Origin of the sequence: Salinisphaera japonica YTM-1, from assembly GCF_003788585.1 — a bacterium.
In the GTDB taxonomy this organism is placed as follows: domain Bacteria; phylum Pseudomonadota; class Gammaproteobacteria; order Nevskiales; family Salinisphaeraceae; genus Salinisphaera; species Salinisphaera japonica.
Window position 1 is genome coordinate 1 of the sequence record NZ_AYKG01000039.1, and the last position, 21,904, is coordinate 21,904.

General features: G+C 63.3%; 19 protein-coding genes and 1 pseudogene. 11 read left to right on the forward strand and 9 right to left on the reverse strand.

The window, feature by feature from the left end:
* Positions 1–26: 26 nt before the first annotated feature.
* Positions 27–1,010, forward strand: coding sequence for a tRNA dihydrouridine synthase DusB (gene dusB, locus SAJA_RS11520; protein ID WP_123658823.1), 984 nt, complete (start codon positions 27–29; stop codon positions 1,008–1,010).
* Here dusB and SAJA_RS11525 read toward each other — a convergent pair.
* Positions 1,007–1,561 carry a YIP1 family protein gene (locus SAJA_RS11525; RefSeq protein WP_123658824.1) on the reverse strand — a complete coding sequence of 185 codons (555 nt, stop codon included), beginning with the start codon at positions 1,559–1,561 and terminating at the stop codon, positions 1,007–1,009. The genes dusB and SAJA_RS11525 overlap by 4 nt on opposite strands.
* 182 nt (positions 1,562–1,743) lie before the next feature.
* Between SAJA_RS11525 and SAJA_RS11530 the strand changes: the two are divergent.
* The 4 genes and pseudogenes from SAJA_RS11530 to SAJA_RS11545 form a co-directional block, all read left to right on the forward strand.
* Positions 1,744–2,676: pseudogene (locus SAJA_RS11530) on the forward strand (lipid kinase); the annotation flags it as partial.
* Positions 2,673–4,856, forward strand: a complete 2,184-nt coding sequence (locus SAJA_RS11535; protein ID WP_123658826.1) for an acetyl-CoA hydrolase/transferase C-terminal domain-containing protein — start codon at positions 2,673–2,675, stop codon at positions 4,854–4,856. The pseudogene SAJA_RS11530 and the gene SAJA_RS11535, both read left to right, overlap by 4 nt.
* Before the next feature lie 7 nt (positions 4,857–4,863).
* A complete protein-coding gene (locus SAJA_RS11540) occupies positions 4,864–5,739 on the forward strand; it encodes an AAA family ATPase (protein ID WP_123658827.1) in 876 nt (291 codons plus the stop codon).
* On the forward strand, positions 5,736–6,839 hold the full coding sequence (locus tag SAJA_RS11545; RefSeq protein WP_123658828.1) for a VWA domain-containing protein: 1,104 nt from the start codon (positions 5,736–5,738) through the stop codon (positions 6,837–6,839). The genes SAJA_RS11540 and SAJA_RS11545 overlap by 4 nt, the downstream gene beginning before the upstream one ends.
* Here the strand turns inward: SAJA_RS11545 and SAJA_RS11550 are convergent.
* A complete protein-coding gene (locus SAJA_RS11550) occupies positions 6,836–7,981 on the reverse strand; it encodes a DUF5924 family protein (protein WP_123658829.1) in 1,146 nt (381 codons plus the stop codon). The two genes, SAJA_RS11545 and SAJA_RS11550, sit on opposite strands and share 4 nt — an antisense overlap.
* 167 nt (positions 7,982–8,148) lie before the next feature.
* On the opposite strand from SAJA_RS11550, the gene lipA reads away from it, so the two are divergent.
* The 3 genes from lipA (at position 8,149) to SAJA_RS11565 (ending at position 9,908) form a co-directional block, all read left to right on the forward strand.
* Entirely contained in the window at positions 8,149–9,144 is a 996-nt protein-coding gene (lipA, locus tag SAJA_RS11555) for a lipoyl synthase (protein ID WP_123658830.1), read from the forward strand.
* Between the two features lie 93 nt (positions 9,145–9,237).
* Positions 9,238–9,510 (forward strand): hypothetical protein, encoded by a 273-nt coding sequence (locus tag SAJA_RS11560; RefSeq protein WP_123658831.1) that lies wholly within the window; start codon positions 9,238–9,240, stop codon positions 9,508–9,510.
* 83 nt (positions 9,511–9,593) lie between these two features.
* Positions 9,594–9,908, forward strand: coding sequence for a type II toxin-antitoxin system VapC family toxin (locus SAJA_RS11565; protein ID WP_123658832.1), 315 nt, complete (start codon positions 9,594–9,596; stop codon positions 9,906–9,908).
* A 103-nt stretch (positions 9,909–10,011) separates the two neighbouring features.
* On the opposite strand, the gene budC is transcribed toward SAJA_RS11565, so the two are convergent.
* From budC to SAJA_RS11580, 3 genes are all read right to left on the reverse strand, one after another.
* Positions 10,012–10,782, reverse strand: coding sequence for a meso-2,3-butanediol dehydrogenase (budC, locus tag SAJA_RS11570; protein ID WP_123658833.1), 771 nt, complete (start codon positions 10,780–10,782; stop codon positions 10,012–10,014).
* A 111-nt stretch (positions 10,783–10,893) separates the two neighbouring features.
* A complete protein-coding gene (locus tag SAJA_RS11575) occupies positions 10,894–11,742 on the reverse strand; it encodes an SAM-dependent methyltransferase (RefSeq protein WP_123658834.1) in 849 nt (282 codons plus the stop codon).
* A complete protein-coding gene (locus SAJA_RS11580) occupies positions 11,739–12,611 on the reverse strand; it encodes a glycine/sarcosine N-methyltransferase (protein WP_123658835.1) in 873 nt (290 codons plus the stop codon). The genes SAJA_RS11575 and SAJA_RS11580 overlap by 4 nt, the downstream gene beginning before the upstream one ends.
* 253 nt (positions 12,612–12,864) lie before the next feature.
* Here SAJA_RS11580 and SAJA_RS11585 point away from each other — a divergent pair, with 253 nt between their 5' ends.
* Entirely contained in the window at positions 12,865–14,496 is a 1,632-nt protein-coding gene (locus SAJA_RS11585; protein ID WP_123658836.1) for an ATP-dependent DNA ligase, read from the forward strand.
* Between the two features lie 17 nt (positions 14,497–14,513).
* Here SAJA_RS11585 and SAJA_RS11590 read toward each other — a convergent pair whose 3' ends face one another.
* The 4 genes from SAJA_RS11590 to SAJA_RS11605 form a co-directional block, all read right to left on the reverse strand.
* On the reverse strand, positions 14,514–14,819 hold the full coding sequence (locus SAJA_RS11590) for a HigA family addiction module antitoxin (protein ID WP_123658837.1): 306 nt from the start codon (positions 14,817–14,819) through the stop codon (positions 14,514–14,516).
* A gap of 12 nt (positions 14,820–14,831) precedes the next feature.
* Positions 14,832–15,110: a type II toxin-antitoxin system RelE/ParE family toxin gene (locus SAJA_RS11595; protein ID WP_123658842.1), complete on the reverse strand. Its 279-nt coding sequence runs from the start codon at positions 15,108–15,110 to the stop codon at positions 14,832–14,834.
* 90 nt (positions 15,111–15,200) lie between these two features.
* Positions 15,201–15,632, reverse strand: a complete 432-nt coding sequence (locus SAJA_RS11600) for a hypothetical protein (protein ID WP_123658838.1) — start codon at positions 15,630–15,632, stop codon at positions 15,201–15,203.
* Position 15,633: 1 nt separating this feature from the next.
* Positions 15,634–18,444: a DNA methyltransferase gene (locus tag SAJA_RS11605; protein ID WP_123658839.1), complete on the reverse strand. Its 2,811-nt coding sequence runs from the start codon at positions 18,442–18,444 to the stop codon at positions 15,634–15,636.
* Positions 18,445–18,642: 198 nt separating this feature from the next.
* Between SAJA_RS11605 and SAJA_RS11610 the strand changes: the two genes are divergently transcribed.
* Together SAJA_RS11610 and SAJA_RS11615 are read left to right on the forward strand one after the other, a co-directional pair.
* On the forward strand, positions 18,643–18,942 hold the full coding sequence (locus tag SAJA_RS11610) for a YbaN family protein (RefSeq protein ID WP_123658840.1): 300 nt from the start codon (positions 18,643–18,645) through the stop codon (positions 18,940–18,942).
* A complete protein-coding gene (locus tag SAJA_RS11615; protein WP_123658841.1) occupies positions 18,935–21,418 on the forward strand; it encodes a ligase-associated DNA damage response DEXH box helicase in 2,484 nt (827 codons plus the stop codon). The genes SAJA_RS11610 and SAJA_RS11615 overlap by 8 nt, the downstream gene beginning before the upstream one ends.
* Positions 21,419–21,904 lie beyond the last annotated feature (486 nt).

Below are 21,904 nucleotides of genomic sequence, written 5' to 3' on the forward strand. Positions count from 1 at the left end.
GGCGGGCACGGCGTATAATTTCGGGCATGCAGATTGATCGTTTCGTGTTCGCCCAGGGACTCGCACTGGCGCCCATGGCCGGTGTGACCGATCGTGTGTTTCGCAAGCATTGCCGCGTGCTGGGGGCGGCGATGACCACCGGTGAGATGGTGTCATCGCAGCCGGGCCTGCGCGCGACCCGCAAATCGATGAAGCGGCTCGATTTTTCCGGCGAGCCCAGCCCCAGGATCGTGCAGATCGCCGGCGGCGATGCGGGCGATCTGGCCGAGGCGGCCCGGGTCAATGCCGACGCCGGAGCCGATATCATCGATATCAATTTCGGTTGCCCGGCGAAAAAAGTCTGTCGCAAAGCTGCCGGCTCGGCGCTCATGGCCGATGCCGACCGGGCCGCGCATATCTTCGAAGCCGTGGTTGCAGCCTCGCCCGTGCCGGTCACGCTGAAGATGCGCACCGGGGTGAGCGCGGATCGCATCAACGCGCCGCGTATTGCCCGCTACGCCGAGCAGGCCGGCATCGCCGCGCTGGCCGTGCACGGACGCACACGCGATCAGCACTATCAGGGGATCGCCGAGTACGACACGATCGCCGCGGTCAAGGCTGCGGTCTCGATCCCGGTCTGGGCCAACGGCGATATCGACAGCCCGGCCAAGGCGTTGGCCGTGAAGCAGGCCACCGGCGCCGACGGCCTGATGATCGGTCGCGCGGCCTGTCGCCGGCCGTGGCTGTTCGGCCAGATCGCGGCCGCGCTGGCCGGGCGTGGCGTGCCCGCGGCCCCGGATCTGGCCACCGAGTGCGAATGGCTGCTGGGCCTGATCGAGCAGATCCATGATTTCTACGGCGAGGATCAGGGCGTGCGTATCGCACGCAAGCATATCGCCTGGCTGCTCGAGCGCCGGCCGGCGCATATCGCAACCGCCACGGCGCTCATGCAGGCCGAGGGGGCGGTGCGGCAACGCCGGCTGATCGACGGTTATTTCGCCGCCGCCGCCGCTGCCGCGGCGCGAGTTTAGATCGCGCCGCCGGTCATGCCCGGGTTGTCGCCGCCGTAGAACAACAGGCCGCCCAGCAGGCCGGCGATCACGATCTGGATCACCCAGCCGATCAGGCATACCGCGATTGCCCGGCCCGTGTTGTCGTAGTCCAGCGCCTGGCGCACGGCCACGACCAGCGTGGCCAGCATCCAGACCCAGACGACCAGACCCACGATCGCCCCGAGCAGCGGGATGATCTCGAACACGCGCAGCACGCCCGGCGCGGCGGCAAAGCCCATCGTGCGCAGCAGTTGACCGATATCAGCCTCGGTCTGTGGCTGGGCCAGCAGCTTGGTGCCCACAAACCAGATGATGGCCGCCGATATCACCCAGCTGATCAGTGCCGACAACGAGATCGCGATCAGCCCGCCGAAGCCGAGCTGGCCGACCACGCCGATGCCGGCGGCCAACGAGGCGAGCACCACCACGCCGGCCGCCTGCGCGGTTGCGCTTTTATCGTGCTCGACGGATTCATAGAGCGCGGCGTCGAGTTTGGCCGCCCGGATCATGCGATTGACGAACGTGTTCATGGGGTATGCTGACTTTGACTGATGATGCCCACCACTTTGAGCCAGTATCGCGACACAGGCCAGCCCCGGCGGGGCGTGACTGTTCATCGCGCATCAAAGTACGGCGGGTAATGATCCGGATAGTCCCGGCGGGCGCGATAGCCTAGGTTCCGGGCAAACGACAACAACGATCTCGGGAGACGGTTCTGCGTGCGCTACTGCTGATCAATCAACATTCGCGTCAGGGCGAGGCAGATGCCGAGACGGCCGCGAATCACCTGGCCGATCTCGACGTGGACGTGACGCGTGGCGATTTCTCGTCCCCGGACGAGCTGCCCGACGAGATCCGCGATCGCGGGCGCGATTTTGACGTCATTGTGCTGGGCGGCGGCGATGGCACGCTCAACCTGGCGGCCAAGGCCGTGGCGGATATCGAGATGCCCATGGCCGTGCTGCCGCTAGGTACGGCTAACGATTTCGCCCGCACGTTGATGATTCCCACTGATCTGGCCGCGGCCTGTCGCAACGTGGTCGAGGGCACGGATTACGGCATCGATCTCGGCCACTGCAACGATGTGTATTTCTTGAATGTGGCCAGTATCGGGCTGGCCGTACGGGCCTGTGAATATCGCTCGGACACAGCCAAGAAATGGCTGGGCGCGCTGGGTTATGTTTCCAACGTTTATGCCGCGTTTCGCGATACCAAGCCGTTTGGCGCCGACGTGGTCTGTCGCGGTGAGTCGCACCGGCTGCACTCGATCCAGATCGCGGTGGGTAACGGTCGATACTTCGGCGGCGGGCTGGCGGTCTCCAGTGATGCCGCGCTCGACGACGGCACGCTGGATCTCTACAGCCTGAAACCGCATCGCCCGGGCGCGCTGCTGCGCATGCTGCCCTCGCTCGTGCGCGGGCCGGACAAGTCGATTCAGGGCGTGCAGCTGCTCGAAGGCGAGGCGTTCGAGATCACCACCGATCGTGTGATGCAGATCAATACCGACGGCGAGATCAAGACCGAAACACCAGCCACGTTCCGGGTGTTGCCCGGCGCCTTGACCGTCAAGGTGCCCAAGGCCTATGTCGATCAGTATGGCCATGCCAAACGGCGACGCCCGGTCGATGGGGATCGCACGCGATGAGCGGCGCGCGCGAGCCCGCCGTATTCGATGAGGCCGAGGCCTGTATCGACTGGCTGATCGCGCATGCGGGCAAGACGCTGTGTGTCGGCGCACCGCTGGGCCTGGGCAAGCCGGCCACGCTGCTCAACGCCCTGTATCAACGCGCCAAGGCCGATGCCAGCCTCGATCTGACGATCATCACCGCGCTGTCGTTGACGCCGCCGAGCGCGGCCTCGGATCTCGAGGCCCGCTTGATGGATCCGATCGTCGAACGCGTGTTCGAGGATTATCCGGGCCTGGATTACATGGCCGATGTCATGGCCGACACGGTGCCGGCCAATATCACGGTCTCGGAGTTCTTCTTTCAGCCCGGTGCGCTGCTGGCCAGCCCTTATGCCCAGCGCCATTATCGCTCGGTCAACTACACCCATGCGGCCCGCGACCTGCTGGATGCCGGCGTGAACGTGCTGATGCAGATGGTCGCCCCCGGCACCACCGACGACACGGTCTCGCTGTCCTGCAACACCGACGTCACGCTCGATCTCATGCCGGTGATCGAGACCATGCGCGCGGCTGGCAAGGCCCCGCTGGTGGTCGGCCAGCTCAACACGCGCCTGCCCACGATGACGCGTAGTGCGCTGGTCGAGCGCTCACGTATCGACGGGCTGTTCGAAGGCCCGGCCGCGGATTTCAAGCCCTTCGGTGCGCCGGCCGCGCCGGTGGCCACCGCCGACTATGCGATCGCCGCGCGTGTGACCGGTCTGCTGGCCGATGGCGGCACGCTCCAGATCGGAATCGGCAGCCTGTCGGACGCCATCGCCTGGTGCTGTGATCTGCGCCACAACCATAACGATGTCTTTTGCCGGCTCATCGAGACGCTGGGGCCCGGCCCGGCCGAGCGCGCTTTGATCGAGCGCTACGCGGGCACCGCGGCGTTTTCCACCGGCCTGTATGGCTGTACGGAAATGCTGGTCGATGCGTACCTGCATCTCTATCGCGCTGGGGTGATCACGCGCCCGGTCTATGATGACTTGCATGTGCAGACCCTGCTCAACGCGGGCCGTCTGTCGCCGCATGTGTCTCTGGCCAGTCTGGATGCGTTGCACGAGGCGGGCGCGATCGACAATCCCTTGACCGAGGCCGATGTCGCCTGGCTGAAGACGCTCGGCGTACTGCGTGCCGACGTGCAGTGGCAGGCCGGCCGGCTGGCCGTGCCCGGCGTGGATCGGCTGCTCGCCGTTGATCTATCAGACGCTGAAAGCCGCGCCGCACTCGCCGAGCACGCGCTGGGCGATACGCTGGCCGGGGCCACGCTGGTCCACGGCGGGTTCTTTCTCGGGCCGAGCGCGTTCTATGAGCGCCTGCGTGATTTGTCAGACGACGAGCGCGAGCTGTTTCATATGACCAGCGTGGGCGAGATCAACCAGCTTTATGGCAACGAGCCGCTCAAGCGTGCCCAACGGGTCAAGGCACGGTTCGTGAACACCGCCATCAAGGCCAGCCTGGACGGCGCCGTGGCCGCCGACGGCCTGGAGGACGGGCGCGTGCTCTCCGGAGTGGGCGGGCAATACAACTTCGTGGCCCAGGCGCATGAGCTGGCCGATGCCCGCTCGATTCTATGTATTCGCGCCACGCGCGCCGGCGCCAACGGGCGCGAGTCGAATATCGTAGCGCATTACGGCTACAACACGATCCCGCGCCACCTGCGCGATATCGTGATCACCGAATACGGCGTGGCCGATCTGCGCGGGGCCACCGACGAGGCCATCGCCATCGCGCTGATCGAGATCGCCGACGCCGAGTTTCAGGACACCTTGCGCGAAACCGCCGTGGCGGCCGGCAAGCTCTCCAAGGACTATGTGATCCCCGAGCGGGCTCGGCGCAATACGCCGGCCTGGCTGGGCCAGGTCTTCGCCGAGACCGGCACGGCGGCCGGCTGGCCGCGTTATCCCTACGGCAGCGACTTCACCGCGATCGAAGATACGCTGATTGGCGCGTTAAAAGGCTTTGCCGGCCAGTCCAAGCCCGCGATGGCGGCCGGGATGGCCCGTGGGGCGATGTCGTATACCGCTGATCGGCGTGCTGCCGCTGCCCATCTAGAGCGGATGGGCCTGGCCAACCCCGGCGATATCAAAACCCGCCTACAGGCACGAATTGTCACCGCGGCCCTGCGCCAGGCCGGCCAGCTGCCCGAGTCATGAGGCAGGCATGAGCATGGTCTTCGATAGCCCGGATACGCTCACACAGGCGCTGGCGGATACCGGCTATATCATCGACGATGAGCTGGCCACGGCGGTCTATCTGGCCGCCGCGCTCGCGCGCCCGATCCTCATCGAAGGCCCGGCCGGGGTCGGCAAGACCGCAGTCGCGGCGGCCATCAGCCAAGCGATGGAGACGTCGTTGCACCGCCTGCAGTGCTACGAAGGCCTGGATGCCGGCCATGCGCTTTATGACTGGGATTATCCGCGCCAGTTCATGGCGATCCGTCTGGCCGAGGCGGGCGACACTGCCATCGATGAGAACACGCTCTATAGCGATCGCTATCTGCTGCAACGCCCGGTGCTGGCGGCACTCGCCAGCGCCCAACGCGCGGTGCTCTTGATCGACGAGCTGGACCGCGCGGACGAAGCCTTCGAGGCTCTGTTGTTGGAAGCACTCTCGGACTGGCAGATCAGTATTCCCGAGTACGGCACGGTAACCGCGGCGACGCCGCCGATCGTCATCGTGACGGGTAATCGCAGCCGGGAGCTGTCGGATGCGCTGCGCCGGCGCTGTCTGTATGCCTGGATCGATTATCCCAGCGCGGCACACGAAACCCGCGTGCTCAAGGCCCGGCTGCCGGATATCGAGCATGCGCTGGCCGAGCAGATCAGCCGGTTTCTGGCGCGGGTGCGCGGCCTCGATCTGGCCAAGCAGCCGGGGTTGTCGGAATCACTGGACTGGGCCCGGGCCATGATTACCGTCGGGGCCAGCGATCTGGCCCACGAGCGTGTGCCCACCACGCTGGCCGCCCTGGTCAAAGACCCGGCCGATATCCAAGCCCTGCGCACGCACTGGCACGCGCTGATCGACGAGCCGGCGTGAGCGCGCCCGTCGGCCCGCGCTGGGCGATGCCCCCGGCCATGGCCGTCTTCACCCAGCGCCTGCGCGCGGCCGGGCTGGATATCGGCAGCGGTGAGGCCGGTGATGCCCTGCGGGTGCTCGAGATCCTCGGCGTACAGCCGGTCACGCGCGTACAGGCCGCTCTGGCGGCGGTGTTGGTACGCCGAGCCAACGACCGGGCGACGTTCGATGCGGTCTTCGAGCGCTTCTGGTTCCAGCCGATCGCCGAACCCGCGGTCGAAGCGGCCCCCGATGACGACACGCCGGCCGCGACGACACGTCGTGCCAGCGGCACTAGCGCGCCTGCGACCGGGGCAACGCGTGCCTTGCGTGCTCAGGACAGCGATGAACAAGAGGCCCGCGGCGCGGCTGCGCGCGGGCCCGAGCCCGCCGCTGATTATGCTGACCTGTCGGCCGCTGACCGGGCGGCCACGCGTGTGCTGGCCCGCCGGGCCGGCCAGCGCCTGGCACGCGCGCGCCATCGCCGATTGCAGACGCGCGGGCAGCAGACGATCGACTGGCCGGCGACGCTGCGCGCCAGCCTGCGCCGTGGCGGCGAGCTGGGTGGCTTTGTGCATGCGCGCGCCGCACGTCGGCGCCTGCGACTGTTTGTATTCGCCGACGTCAGCCATTCCATGCGCCAGTACAGCGCGCTCGCACTGGCCTTCGTGGATGGCCTGGCGCGTTGTTTTCACGGCGTGGATATCGTGACATTTGCCGACCGGGCGGCTGCTACCAGCCGAGCCAGGCCTGTCACGGGTGGTGGCACGCGCATCGGTGAATCCCTGGCCGAAACCCTGGCCCGCCCCGGGCGGATGATCGATCGTCACACCGTCGCGCTGATCGTCTCCGACGGTTGGGATGCCGGCGACGACGCCGTGCGAGAGGCCGCGCTGGGCCAGCTGGCGCGACGATCCGGCGCGCTCTATTGGCTCGATCCGCTGGCCGATCACCCGGATTATTTCGCCAGTGCCGCGGGCCCTCAACATGAAAGCCCCCACGTCGATCGCGTGGTGGCCGCGCGCAGCCTGGCCAGCCTCGAGGCCGGTATACGCCGATTGCCAAAGCTGCCTGGCGGTTAAAACAGGTGCCAGCTTGCAATCGCGCGCCGAATCCCGTTGATCTGCTCCGACACCACCTGGCCGGCCGAGCGCGGCGCGTCACCCACCACGAAGTGCTCGGTGCCGATGAGCTGGCCGTCGTCGGTGATCACGTCGACTTTCCAATGCCCGGCCGGGTCGGCGCCGAGTGCCATCTTGTGGCTCCAGGCCCGATAACCCTGCTCACGGGTGCCGCCCTCGATATCCAGCGGGATGCGATCGACTTCCTGGCCTTCATGTGACCAGACATGAAAGATCTGTTGTTTCAGCCCGCGCGGTGCCTTGATCGCCGAAAACGCATACAGCCCGTCGGCGGTCAGGGCGTCCGGGGCAAAGCGGGCATGATCGCGGCCGGGATCACGGGCGGATGTATCCATCTGTGCGGTGATGACCATGCGCTTGGCCGACAGCGTGGCCGGCGGAATCCAGTAGCGTGCGCCCCAGGCCGTGCCCGCCAGGGCGACCGACAGCGCGGCCATCAACAACCAGCGGCTCCAGTGACGCATGCGGATCACGTCGTTGAAGCTGGGCAGGGCACAGGCGCCGGTGATGATCGATGCCAGGGCGATCGTGGTGCCCGTGGTCATCGAGCCGATGATCGGCCCGGCGGCCAGCAGGGCCACGAACAACGTGAAGGCGTGGTAGCCGAAAAACAGCGATCGACGCCCGGCGATGACGTCGTAATACAGCGGGTCGATCGCCGAGGCGACGGCAGCCGCGATGATCAACAGGGTGAACAGACACTGCGGCGAGCCCCATGTCGTGCTTGCCAGGAAGAACGGCAGCACGAAGAACAGCGTCTCCTGATGCAGCGCCTGGGTGGCAAACCGCACGGCCAGTGTCGGGAGCCGGTCGCCCAGCAGACGGGCCAGGGCGCGATGCAGCAGGCCCTCGAACAACAGGGCCACCCAGCCGACCAGCATCAGCACCGTCAGCCATTGGGCCAGGGCGTGCTGGCGCTGGACCAGAAAATAACTGCCCAGCCCCAGCGCGAACGACACGACCGGCAGAAAACGACGCCAGCGCAGCACAAAGCGCCCGAGACGGCTGTCGGCACACCGCGAGACCAGGCGTTCGAGCCGGCCGGCCGGCGATGGCGTGTCAGGCGCGCGGGTTTGGGTCATGCCGAGTATCGCAAGCAGTCACGAAGTACGAGAGCGTAGCGTCTTGAAGCTGAGTGATCGCCGAACGCCGCGGCTTGCAACCGTCCGGCTCGGCCCTCACGTAGATAACCACAGGTCGGTGATAAGATAAGACTCCATCGATAGCCGCATGACCAATCGAGGCCATCATGAGTGACTTCAAGGGAATACCGGTGGTCACCGGTTCCAAGGTACAAAAGCCCAACGGCACGCGGGCGATCAAGAACGGCATGAAGGCATCCAAGAAAGCCTCTTCGGTGCCGATCGGGCGCAAGCCGGATTGGCTGCGCGCGCGCTTGCCCTCCGGCGGTGAATACGCCGAGGTCAAGGCCAACGTGCGCAAGCACAAGCTGGCCACGGTGTGTGAAGAGTCCATGTGCCCGAACATTGGCGAGTGCTGGAGCCACGGCACCGCCACGATCATGATCATGGGCGACACCTGTACCCGTGCCTGTCGCTTCTGCGCGGTGGATACCGGCAACCCGCACGGCTGGCTGGACGCCGACGAGCCCGAGCACTGCGCGGATTCGGTCGAGATCATGGGCCTGAATTATATCGTGCTCACCTCGGTCGATCGCGATGACCTGGGCGACGGCGGTGCCCAGCACTATGCCGATTGCGTGGCCGCCATCAAGCGTCGCACGCCGGCGGTGCGCGTGGAGGCACTCGCCCCGGATTTCTCGGGCGTGAACGCCCACGTCGAAACCGTCGTGGATTCCGGCCTGGAAGTGTTCGCCCAGAACATCGAGACCGTCGAGCGTTTGACGCACTATGTGCGCGATGCCCGGGCCGGCTATCAACAGACGCTGGATGTATTGGCCCACGCCAAGAAACACAATCCCGACGTGCTCACCAAGACCAGCGTCATGCTGGGCCTGGGCGAGACCGAGGACGAGATCGCCCAGGTGCTGGATGATCTGGCCGCTATCGGCGTGGATATCGTCACGTTCGGCCAGTACCTGCGCCCGACGGTCAATCACCTGCCGATCGATCGTTACGTGCCGCCGGCCGATTTCAAGAAATACCGGCAGTGGGGCCTGGCCCGAGGCTTTCTGGAAGTCGTCTCCGGTCCGCTGGTCCGCAGCTCTTATCGGGCCGATCGCGTGTTCGACCAGAACAACGCCGGGCTGGAAGAAACCGCCTGATCTCGGCAAGACAGGCCCTTACAAAAAAGCCCGGCAAATGATTTGCCGGGCTTTTTTATGCAGCGAGGATGGTAATCTGACTGCTCTAATCGCATGAGTGAGGCGATGCAGAATTTAAGTATTGAACTGCCGGACGACTTGCATCAAATGCTAGCGAGTCAGGCCGCTGAACGCGGTTTGAGCGTCGAAGCGTTCGTCTTGTACCGGTTACGACACATCGACGATCATCGATGTGCGCCGGCCCAGGTAGTGCCTGGCAGCATGCAAGAAATGCTTTTATCCCGGCCTTGGCAAGGCCGGCGCGATAAAGCCGACATCGATGCCCAGATGACCCAAGAACGCAGGGATTGGTCCGACAATCCGTGATTTTCTGGGATGCCTGCGCGATTATCTACTTCGTTGAGGGCGCATCACCCTGAGCAGAGCGGCTTTTCGACACGCTTGAAGCGTTGCACCAACCCAATCAACAACATGCGATAAGCCAACTCAGCATACTCGAGTGCCGTATCAAGCCGCGACGCGAGCGCGATGACGAGACGTTGGCCCGCTATGATCATTTCTTCTCTCGGACCGATCTCATCATTGCACCCATTTCCAGCGATGTTCTGGCGAGAGCGACTGATTTGCGCACCTTCACGGGGCTGAAAACACCGGATGCTATCCAGGCAGCTACCGCGCTGGCGCTAAGTCAGAACCCGGTATTCATCACCAACGATGCCTCGTTTGCCCGTGTGGCGGCGCTTGATCTGCGTCTGTTGACTTGATATGCGCCAGTGGCTTGTTGCTGCGCGATCCCGCCATCGGCAAACACATAAGAAAGATGACCGAACCCAATGATTCGATCATCTTTTCCGTGGCCGGCCGGTCTCAGCCCAGCGCCGGCTGGCCGTTGGAGGCCGACAGGCCGCCGTCGACGGGCAGGTTCACGCCGTTGACGAAACGGGCGTCCTCGCTGGCCAGAAAGACGATGACGTCGGCGACTTCCTCGGCCTCGGCGGCCCGGCCCATGGGGATACGCTCGGCGAACTTGGCCATCAGCTCGGTGTTGTCGAACATGTCTTCGGTGATATCCGAGCGCGTCAGGCTCGGGCAGACCGCGTTCACGCGCACGCCGGTATCGCGATAGTCGAGTGCCACCGCCCGTGTGAAGTTGGAGACGGCCCCCTTGCTGGTGTTGTAGGTGGCGAAGTTCCAATCACCGCCCAGCCCGGATACGGACGAGGTGTTGACCACACAGCCGCCGGTGGCTTTGAGATGCGGCATGGCGGCCCGGGTGCAATAGAACACGCCGTCGACGTTGATCGACAGCACCTTGCGCCAGCTTTCATCGTCGACCTCGGCAAGGGGGCCGCCCTCGGCCACGCCGGCGTTGTTGACGAGCACATCAAGCTGGCCGAACTGCTCGATCACGGCCTCGAAGAGCGTGTTGACCTCGTCGGGCTTTGATACATCGGCCGGGTGGATCATCACCTTGTTCTTGTCGGCGATCACACCCAGCAGATCCTCGAGCTTGTCGCGGGTACGCCCGACCAGCACGACGTTGGCGCCTTCGGCCACGAAATGCTTGGCCGCGGCCGCGCCGATACCCGAGCCGGCACCGGTGACGACCACGGTCTTGTCGGCAAAACGATCACTCATAGTCAATCCTGTCATTACGATCACGCCGCGCGCCGTGGGCGCCGACGCGATAAGCCAATGCCTGGACTATGCCGTTTTGCGTGGCAGAACTAAACCCGTCGCGGCCTGCGATCAGGTCGCCGGGTTATCGAAGACCAGAATGCCCCAGGCCAGGTGACCGGCGTGGCCGGCATCCACCCAGTGTTGCAGGCCGTTTTTCATGTTGGCGATATAGGTATCCGAGATCGCGCTGCCAGCCAGCTCGGCCTCGCGGGCTTCGAGCATGGTCTTGATGCCGCCGTAGTGGCGGGGAATCTGGTGTGTGTGTTCCTCGAATACGCGCAGGGCCAGCCCGCGGGCTTCCAGCTCGTGTTGGTAAAAGCCGGGCGAGCCCATGGTTTCGAGCTGGATACGATCCAGCACCGGGCCCAGCACGCCGTCCGGGCAGTCATCGGCCATCATCGGATCGGTGAACACGAACACGCCGCCGGGCTTCAAGACGCGCACGGCCTCGTCGAGCACGCGGGTGCGGTTGCCCGAATGCAGCATGGCGTCCTGCGACCAGACGACATCAAAACTGTCGTTGTCGTAAGGGATGTTTTCAAAATTCCCGTCGACGATGCTCACTCGGTCCGAAAGACCGCGCTCGGCGGTCTGGCCCCGGCCGCGTTCGTTCTGTACTTCCGAGAGATTCAACGACACGGCCCGGGCGCCAAACCGCTCGGCGATATAGCGTGCCGAGCCGCCGTAGCCGCCACCGATATCCAGCATGGTCGCGTCGGCGCCCAGATGATCGGCCACCAGATCGGCCATACGCGCCACGGTGCGATGGCTGGCGGGGATGACGTCTTCATCGTCGTGCTCGTAGAGCCCGATATGAATATCCTCGCCGCCCCACAGGCGCGAATAGAAGTTGTCGGCGTCGTCGCTGTTGTAATAATCCTGTGCGGTGCGCACGGCATCGGAATAGGTTTGGCTCACGATGTGCGCTCCTCGGCGCTCACGTGCGCGTCCTCGTCTTCGGCCAGATACTGTTTCTCGGCGACATGGATGAAGAAATCCGGGTCTGCTTCGCGATAGCTGGACTGGAAATCCCCGTACGTGGTCACACGCTGAAAGCCCACCTGGTGCATCAGGTCGTGCACATAGGCTTTGCGTAGCGGAAACATGTTCAGGTGATACACCGAGCCGTCGTCCGAGAACTCGTACTTGAAGCGGGCCAGCCCCTCGTCGACGTGATCGGGCTCGGCAGACACGCCTTCGCCGCAGTAGTAGTACTTGTGGCTTGGCCCACCGCTGGTGCCATCCAGCAGCGCGTCGTAGTTGCGCTGGTCCAGGATCAGGACGCCGTCGTGCTTGAGCATGGAATAGAACTCGGCCAGCGTGCGACGCCGGTCGTGCTCGTTGAAGATATGGGTGAACGAGTTGCCCAGACAGATGATGGCGTCATAGCGGCCCACCATGTCGCGCGTCATCCAGCGCCAGTCCGAGTGCACGGTCTTGAGAATATGACCGCGTTTGCGGGCATTTTCGAAAGCCTTGGCCAGCATCTGCGGGCTGCCGTCCACGCTGGCCACGTCGAAACCGGCGCGCAGGAGCTGTACGGAGTGAAAGCCGGTGCCACAGGCCGCATCGATCACCGTGTGGCAATCGTGACGTTTCAAGACATCGATGAAGAAGTTGCCTTCGCTGGCCGCACGGCCATCCCAGTCGATCAGATCGTCCCAGCGTTCGACGAAATCATGCACGTATTCGTACTGGTAATGATCGGTCTGGCGGATCTCGGTCGGTGTGTCGCCAAAATCCTGCTGCCTGGCAAACATCGGGTCAGAGGCCGTCGTGCGGGACATACGCAACTCCTTGGCTCACGACGAAAAGCACGGCGCACGTCGTCGCGAGGCATTCAAATGAACCCGGAGACGCTATTCATAGGACGGTGACACTGCAATGACGCTGCCTATCACGGGCGCTTTCAGGGCGCGTGGCGCGTAGCGCGCTAACGCTGTAGCCACAATCGTTAGCGCGGGGATGCCAACCGGTCGTCGGACGTGTACGGTCAAATACTGTTTTCGGCGCAATCTGCGCAACTTCAGGCACTGATCGATGCGCCATTTCACCGATCTCTATATGCGGCTGGACGCCACCACGGCCACCAACCCCAAGGTGGCGGCCATGCGCGACTATTTCGCCGCCGCGCCGGCGGCCGACGCGGCGTGGGCGGTGTCGTTTCTGTGCGGGCGGCGCATCAAGCGCCTGATCCCGGGTCCGCGCCTGCGCGAATGGGTGGCCGAGGCGATCGATATGCCGATGTGGCTGGTCCAGGAAAGTTATTCCGCGGTCGGTGATTCGGCCGAAACCATGACCCTGCTGCTCGACGAGATCGGCGCCGGCGATGCCGGGCTGGACGTGCCCTTGCACGCGTGGGTCGAGGATCGGATTCTGCCGCTGAAAAACGCCGCAGAGCCCGCGCAGAAAGCCCAGCTCCTGAGCTGGTGGCGTGAGTTGCCGACCGAGGCGCGTTTTACCCTGAACAAGCTGTTGACCGGTGCGTTTCGCGTCGGGGTGTCGCGCCGCCTGGTCACCCGCGCGTTGGCCGAATACGCCGGTATCGAGCCGGCCCGTGTGGCGCATCGACTGATGGGCCGCTGGCAGCCCACGCCTGATTTCTTCGAGCGGCTGATCGACCCGCAAGACCGCGGCGAGGATGCGGCCCAGCCGTATCCGTTCTTTCTGGCCTCGCCGGTCGAGGATGCGCCTATCGAGCGCGTCTCCGAGCTGGGCCCGCGCGAGGCCTGGCACGCGGAATGGAAATGGGACGGTATCCGGGCTCAGATCATCCGTCGGGCCGGTGAATGTCATATCTGGTCGCGCGGCGAAGACTTGATGGAAGGACGTTTCCCCGAGCTTGAAGCCGCCGCTGCTCATCTGCCCGAGGGCGCGGTCATCGACGGTGAGATTCTGGCCTGGGAAGCCGGCGATCCGCTGCCCTTGCCGTTCGCTCGTCTACAGCGACGTATCGGGCGGCTCAAGCCGTCAGCGGCCATGCAGAAAAAACACCCCGTGCGGTTTTTCGCCTACGACTGCATGGAGGCTGGTGGTGCGGACATCCGCGAGCAGCCGCTGGAGGCCCGGCGTGATCATCTGGTCCGGCTGCTGACCGATATCGATGATCGTATCGCGCTATCCGAGCCGGTGGCGGCCGACTCCTGGGACGCGCTGGCCGCGCTTCGTGACCAATCGCGCGAATACGCCACCGAAGGCTTTGTGCTAAAGCGTCTCGGCTCGCCGTATCGTACGGGCCGTGTCAGAGGCGACTGGTGGAAATGGAAGATCGATCCGTACGCCATTGATGCCGTGTTGCTCTATGCCCAACCGGGCAGCGGGCGGCGCTCCAACCTGCTTACCGACTACACCTTCGCCGTGTGGCAGGGCGACGAGCTCGTGCCGTTCGCCAAGGCTTATTCTGGCCTGACCGATAAAGAAATTCGCCAAGTCGATTCCTGGATTCGCAAGAACACCAAGGAACGCTTCGGCCCGGTCCGCTCGGTCACGCCACACCATGTCTTCGAGCTGCACTTCGAAGGCATCCAGGCCTCGAACCGGCATAAATCCGGCATCGCCGTGCGCTTTCCCCGCATTGCGCGCTGGCGTACCGACAAGCCGTTGGCAGAAGCCGACACACTCGATGGCGTGAAAGCGCTCTTGCCGCCGAACGAGCGGCTGGGATCAGAATGACGCACGGCGTGAGGTTGCTAAGCCGCGTCTGTTTTAACCGCTACCTCAATGTCGATCTGCTTACCCACGGCGATTTCGGCACGTCTCAATTCGTAGGTTGTTTGTAGATTTAGCCAGAACTGCGGGGTGGTGTTGAAATAGCGGGCCAGGCGTAGCGCCGTATCGGCGGTTACGCCGCGACGCTCGCGCACGATATCGTTGATGCGCGGCGCAGGCACCTTCAATGCCCTGGACAGCGCATTGGCGCTCATGCCGACCTCCAGCAGAAAATCCTCGCGCAGGATTTCGCCGGGATGTATTGGGCGCATTCTGTTTTTGAACATGTCACACCTCTATTAGTGGTAGTCCACAATTTGCACGTTTTCGGCGTGTTCGCCGGTCCAAACAAAACACAGCCGGAATTGATCGTTGATCCGAATACTGTGCTGGTCGGCGCGGTCACCGCTCAGCGCCTCGAGTCGATTGCCCAGTGGCCAGGCCAGATCACGTAGTTCCAGCGCGCTGTCCAGTTGCACGAGCTTGCGCGTAGCGACTCTCGCGATATTCGCAAACCGCCGAGACTTGCCACGCTCGAACAGGGTTTGAGTATCCGTGCAGCGGAAGCTGGAAATCATGCGGGCTAAGGTATAACGAATAACGTTAAACGACAAACAGCGGGTGCATGACGGCCTCGAAATCACTCGAGGACAAATGGGCTGGCTCAATCAGTCGAGAAGCCACTGATGTGCCGGCGCTCGCGATGCGCCCTCGCCAATACCACCACGCCACATACGACCATCATCGGCCGCGAACAGCACCCGTGTTTCTATCCGGCGAGGATTCGAGTCCACGATGTTGCAGACCAGTTCTGCCTGCACAAACGTGACGTGCGGAAAACGCCAGAGCAGAAAACGAGTATTGTCTGCCACGCGATCGGTCAAGCAGCGGTTGCGATAACAATCAAAATGCGCCGGCTGCATATCACCGGTCAGCAGATTCAGACGGAGCTGTTGCAGCCCTTCGGCGAGTAGACAGCACAGCATATGCTCGTGGGACACGCTGAACTTCTGCGCCATGTTGATCGCGAAACCACGCAACAGCGTGGTCGATGCGCGGGGCGGTTGGTAGCCCGCCTTCAAATAACGCAGGTTATCCACGTCAACCGGCTCTGGTCCGGCGACGCTTGGGCTTCGGCTGATCCAGCAGACTGCTTAGCCGAGCATATTCCTCGAACAGAAACGCCACGCGTTCGGCATCGCCGGCAAACGTGCGGCGGCCGTAGGCCGAATCCACGGCCTTGTCGAGCTTGCGATGCGCCTTGAGCAGCGCGGGGGGCATGGTGAGCGGATCGTAGAGATCGGCTAGCGTAGAATCAGGGAACGAAGCGCGAGCGTCGAGTACGACTTGCGCGGCTTGCTCCACGGTCTCACGTTTGGCGCCTGATACATCTTGCGGCCAAGGGAAGTTGTTGTAGACGAGGCCAGCGGAGTAACGGAAATCGCTTTTGAGGCGACCGCAGGTATAGCGCATCCAGGCATTATGCATGCTCGAATTCATAATACCGAAGCCGAATAGCGTGGCATCACTGATCGTAAGCGCTGCGTCGCTGGCGATTACATTCGACCCTATTTGGCCTATAGGTGCATAGATGCGCCGCTCTGACGAGACTCTTGGTACGAGCAAGTACGCAGCGCTCGGCTGGCGACGCTCTGCAAAAAGCGTTGGCGTTCGCGCTAAGTCTTGAGTACCGCGACGATTACTCGCTAAGCGATGCGACTTAACTGCCTCAACCCTGTGTTTGACCAAAGGCAGTTGATTCAGCGTTCCCGGCGGCAAATCAACCAACCAAAGACACCAGCGCTCGATACCATTAATGAACTCACGGCTTCCTCGAAATGGTCTGATCCATCGTGCTGATTCCGGCTCTTGCGCAATAAGGTCATCCTTCTCGGCGGAATTCAGAGAAAGATGTCCACCGTCGTTTGGCATGCTGCCAAACGCAATAGTTGGAACATCGCATATTGGCCGACGCCGATTCCGTATCACGACATCTGGTGCATCTACGAGATAAGAATTGATGTTCTTCGCCGGTCGAGCCTGCGGCGTGCCGCCGATATCGTCGTATTCGAAAATTGTTTTTTGTCGCAAATCGGCGCAACCGAAGCCGACGATTACGCAATGCACGGCGGCCTTGCCGCGTGCTTCGTTCGTCCATCGAAAGGTACGATGCGCGAATTGGATCTTTAATTCTCGCGCGAGCAGGTCGGGCCATAGCACGCTGACCTGCTCGCCTTGGGCAATGGAATTGGTTGACACAAACGCGCAGCGAATCAGACTTGCCTTGCCTTGCCTTGCCTTGCCTTGCTCTGCGCTGTCGCGTTCGCTTGGCGCTATCAGCTCAGCGGCCTTCACGAACCACCCGGTCACGAAATCCAGAATTCCGTTGCCCTTGATATGGCCGGTGACGCAGCTCAGATCAGCTTTCTGTTCGCTGGATTGGAACTGCTTCCCGCCAAACGGCGGATTTCCGAGGATATAGCTCAACCGCTCCTTGGGAATCACGTCTTCCCAATCCATGCGCAGCGCGTTGGCATGATGAATATGCGGCTTGGCGCGTAGCGGGATACGCGAGAAGTAGTCGCCGAATTCCGCGCCGATCTTGAGGTTCATCTGGTGATCGGTAAGCCAGAGTGCGACCTCAGCAATACGGGCCGGGAATTCCTCGATCTCGATGCCGAAGAACTGATCGACGTCGATCTTGATGAAGTTGTCTACGTCGAGCGACAGCTGGCCCGATCCAGACGATGCCGCCCGCAGCACGTCCAGCTCCAGTTCGCGCAGCGCGCGATAGGTTACGATCAGGAAGTTGCCACAGCCGCACGCGGGATCGAGAAATGTCAGCGTGCGCAGTTTCTGATGAAACTCGAACAACCGATTGCCGTTGTGTTTGATGCGCTCGAACTCGGCGCGCAGCTCATCCAGAAACAGCGGTTTGATGAGCTTTTCAATGTTCTGTTCGCTGGTGTAGTGCGCACCTAGATTGCGCCGAGCCTCGCTGTCCATGATCGACTGGAACATGGCGCCGAAAACGGCCGGGCTAATCTGGCTCCAATCCAGCGCACAGGCGTCGAGCAGCGCGTCGCGCATGGTCGAATCGAAAGCGGCGATGGGCAGCGTTTCTTCGAACAGCCGACCATTGACATAAGGAAACGCGGCGAGCTGCTCGTTGAGCGACTGCGAGCGTTTTTCGTCAGGTGTATTAAGAATCTGAAAGGCGTGCGCTAGCTTGGAGCCGAGGTCACTGCCGTCTTCGGCTGTCCATTCCTCGATCCATTGCCGGAATGCCTGAGCCGGCTGGAAGATACCTGTGTCTTCGGCAAACAGACAGAACAGCAGCCGCACGAGCAGCATTTCAAGCGCGTGGCCGTCGTAGCCGCTGGTCTCGAGGGTGTCGTGGAGCCGGCCCATGCGCTCGGCGGCCTTGACGTTGACCGGGTCTTCGGCGCGCAGGATCTGTCGTTTATAGCCGGCGATGAAGCCAAAGCGCTTGATCTGTTGCGGTAGTTCGGCGAGTGGGAATTCGTGCGCGGTATCGCTGTCCAGATCATGAATACGGATATGGGCAAAATCCGAAACCACTACATATTGAGGTAGATCACGTTCCCGAAGACCGGCGAAATAACCGAGCGCTTGCAGGTAAGCCGAGTCCAGATCCTTGCCGCGCGACTTGTGCTCGGCGATGAGCGTGCCCGGCCAGAAGCAGTCGATAAAGCCGCTGCGAGCCCGATCGGCTCCGGTGAGCTTGCTGACATGCGCTTCAAAGCTGGCGACCCGACGGCGGCTCAGCCCGAAGACCTGGAAGAACTCGTTCCAGAAAGTCTGTGCCTCGCCACGCTCGTAGATATCGTCTGCCCAGGCGTGCGCAAACGCGGTCGCCCGATCGCGTATCTCGTTCCATGAAAGCGGCATGTTTCCCCCTTACACATCGCCGAACTCTGCACATGTGCAGCGTAGCCGCAAAGAAAAGAAAGCGGTAGGCCGGTAGCGGCCCTTGGACGCATCGCTGGCGCTTGCGAAGCGGGTCGCTCTTGAAGCGTTATGTGTAAGGACGATGCGCTATTGTTCCAATAGTCTTTTCTGACCCGAACGAACCCCCATCATCAAGCCATGACACAAAAGCCCGAGCCGACACCCGAATTGAAGCGTATCCGCTGGGTCGATATGACCTGGACGGATTATCTGCGTGTGGGCGCGGGTATCGTCTTCTTCATTCTGGGCATCGCCGGTCTGGTGCTGCCGATCCTGCAGGGCGTGTTGTTCCTGATCGTCTCGGCCATTCTGCTGGCGCCGTATTCGATCTGGGTACAGAAACAGCTGATCAAGTTTGAAAAGAAATTTCCGTGGATCGCCGAGAAAGCACGCGGCATGACGTCGCGCTGGAGCAAGAAAAAACCGAACGATGAGTGAGGCCGTCGAGCACGCCCATACGGGGCACCTCGATCCACGTATCGAGGCCTGGTTTGCCGAGCGCGACTGGCATATCTTTGATTTCCAGCGCGAGGCCTGGGCCGCGCAGGCGGCCGGCCAATCGGGGCTGATCCACGCGCCCACGGGCACCGGTAAGACATTGGCGGCCTGGTTTGGTGCGGTGAACGCCTGGTGGCAGAGCGCCGCCGATACGACTACCACCCCTGGCCTGACGGTGCTCTGGATCACGCCGCTGCGGGCGCTGGCCGCGGATACGACCGGCCATCTCGAGCGCTCGGCGGCCGAGCTGGGCCTGCCGTGGTCGGTCGAGCGGCGCACGGGTGACACCAAATCCCACGTCAAGCAGCGCCAGCGCAAGAAGCTGCCGAGCGCGTTGGTGACCACGCCGGAATCGCTCAATCTGCTGTTGTCCTATGCCGATCACGAAAAGATGTTTGCCAACATCCAGACCGTGGTCGTCGATGAATGGCACGAGCTGCTCTCGACCAAGCGCGGCGTCGCACTTGAGCTGGGCCTGTCGCGCCTGCGGGCGATCAATCCGAAGCTGGCCACCTGGGGCCTGTCGGCCACGCTGGCCAATCTGGATGAGGCCGGCTCGGCCCTGACCGGCGGGCGTGCGATCACCCGTATTCGGGGCGCGGTGCCCGCCACGACCGAGATCGAGGCGTTGCTACCGGAAACCGTCGACCGGTTTCCCTGGGCCGGACATATGGGCACGCAGATGGTCGCCCCGGTGATCGCAGCACTCGAAGCCGCGCGCACCACGCTGTTGTTCACCAACACCCGCAGCCAGGCCGAGCTCTGGCATCAAGCGCTGATCCGCGCACGCCCGGATTGGCTCGACAAGATCGCGCTGCACCACGGCTCGCTCGATCGCGAGCTGCGCGATACGGTCGAGGCGATGATCGCTGACGGCCGGCTGACCTGTGTGGTGGCTACCTCGAGTCTTGATCTGGGCGTGGATTTCTCGCCGGTCGATCAGGTCATCCAGATCGGCAGCCCCAAGGGCGTGGCCCGGCTGTTGCAACGCGCCGGGCGCTCGGGCCATCGCCCGGGCGTGCCCAGCCGTATCCTGTGTGTGCCCACCCATGCCTTCGAGCTGGTCGAGATCGCCGCTGCCCGCCAGAAAGCGCTGGCCGGCGAGCTGGAGGCCCGCCCGCCGCTGACCGGCGCGCTCGATGTGCTGGCCCAGCATGTTGTCACTCGTGCGCTGGGGAGCGCCGCAACCGGGGGCGTGTCGCCTGAAGATCTCTACGACGAGATCGTCGATACCCATGCCTATCGCGATATCACGCCCGAGGCATGGCAATGGACGCTGGATTTCGTGACCCGCGGCGGGGCCGCTCTGTCGGCCTATCCCGAGTTCCGGCGGGTGGATATCGGCGCCGACGGCAAGCTTTCGGTGGGCGATAAACGCATCGCCCGGCGCCATCGCATGACCATGGGCACGATCACCTCGGACGCCGCCATGAGCGTGCGCTGGGTGAAAGGCGGGCGTATCGGCACGGTCGAGGAGCGCTTCATCGCGCAGTTGAAACCTGGCGACGTGTTCCTGTTCTCCGGCCGGCTGCTGGAGCTGACCCGCGTACGCGATCTCACGGCCTATGTGAAAGCCGCCACCCGCAAGAATCGCCAGGTGCCACGCTGGGGCGGCGGGCGCATGGCCATCACCGGCACGCTGGCCGATGCGATTCGTGATCTGCTCGAGGCCGCCCGCGACGGGCGCTACGACACGCCCGAGCTGGCCGCTATTCAAAACATCCTGGAGCTACAGAAGAACTGGTCGGCCTTGCCGGCGGCCGACCAGTTGCTGGTCGAGCACGTCACCTCGCGCGAGGGCCGGCACTGGTTCTTCTATCCCTTTGCCGGCCGGCTGGCCCACGAGGGCCTGTCGGCGCTCGTGGCCTGGCGGCTGGCCCGTATGCACAAGGCCACGTTCCGGTTTTCGGTCAACGATTACGGCTTTGAGCTGGTCACGCGCTCCAAGGTGGATTTCACGGTCGACGAGCTGCGCGCGGCGTTTTCGCCGGATAATCTGGTCGACGATCTATTGACCTGTCTCAACGCCTCGGAGCTTGCCAAGCACGCGTTTCGCGATATCGCGCGGATCGCCGGGCTGGTGTTTTCCGGTTATCCGGGGGCGAACAAGAGCGCACGCCAGGTTCAGGCCTCCAGCGGGCTGGTCTATGACGTGCTGGCCCGCTACGACGCCGACAACCGCCTGCTCACCCAGGCGCGTGACGAAGTGCTGGCCCGCGAGCTGGAGATCGATCGCCTGCGCGCGGCCCTCTCGCGTATCGGCGATCAATCGATTCGCCTGGCCGAGCCGCCGCGGCTTACGCCTCTGGGGTTCCCGCTCTGGGTGGAGCGGGTGGCGTCTCAGGTGACCAATGAGTCCTGGAAGGATCGGGTGGCGCGGATGACGGTGCAGTTGGAGAAGGCGGCGGATCGGTGAGTCGGGCCGGCGGCCGCATCTCGTGGGTGTTGCTAAGAGCTTGAGTCGTCGCGCTCACGAGCTGCTTTAGCCGGGCGTTTTCGCACTGATGTGCGAGTCCCTTCTTTTGATTGTCCAAAAGTAGGAACCAAGAAAAAGACCCCGTCCTCGGCGCCCGCTTCGCGGGTGCACTCCGATGCTCACGTCGACGGGACGCGCCCATAAATAATTTTTAGGACTCACATCGCTTTCGCGATGCTCAGACATCTTTGCGCGCCGGCGCAATGCGCCGGACACCCGGCACCGTCCGTCGTCTCCGTCGCCTTCAGCAACGGACCGAATACAGCGCGGGCGACCAGGGCTTGGAAGTTGAGCCGGTGCCCGCGGTAGGCGCCTCATGACTTGGCCCGACGCCACACCTGCCGCGCCGTGCCTGTATTTGCAGTCCCTTCAGAGCCGGCGCAGACGTGCAGGTTGCATGGGTGTCTGGCGCACCGCGCCAGCGCG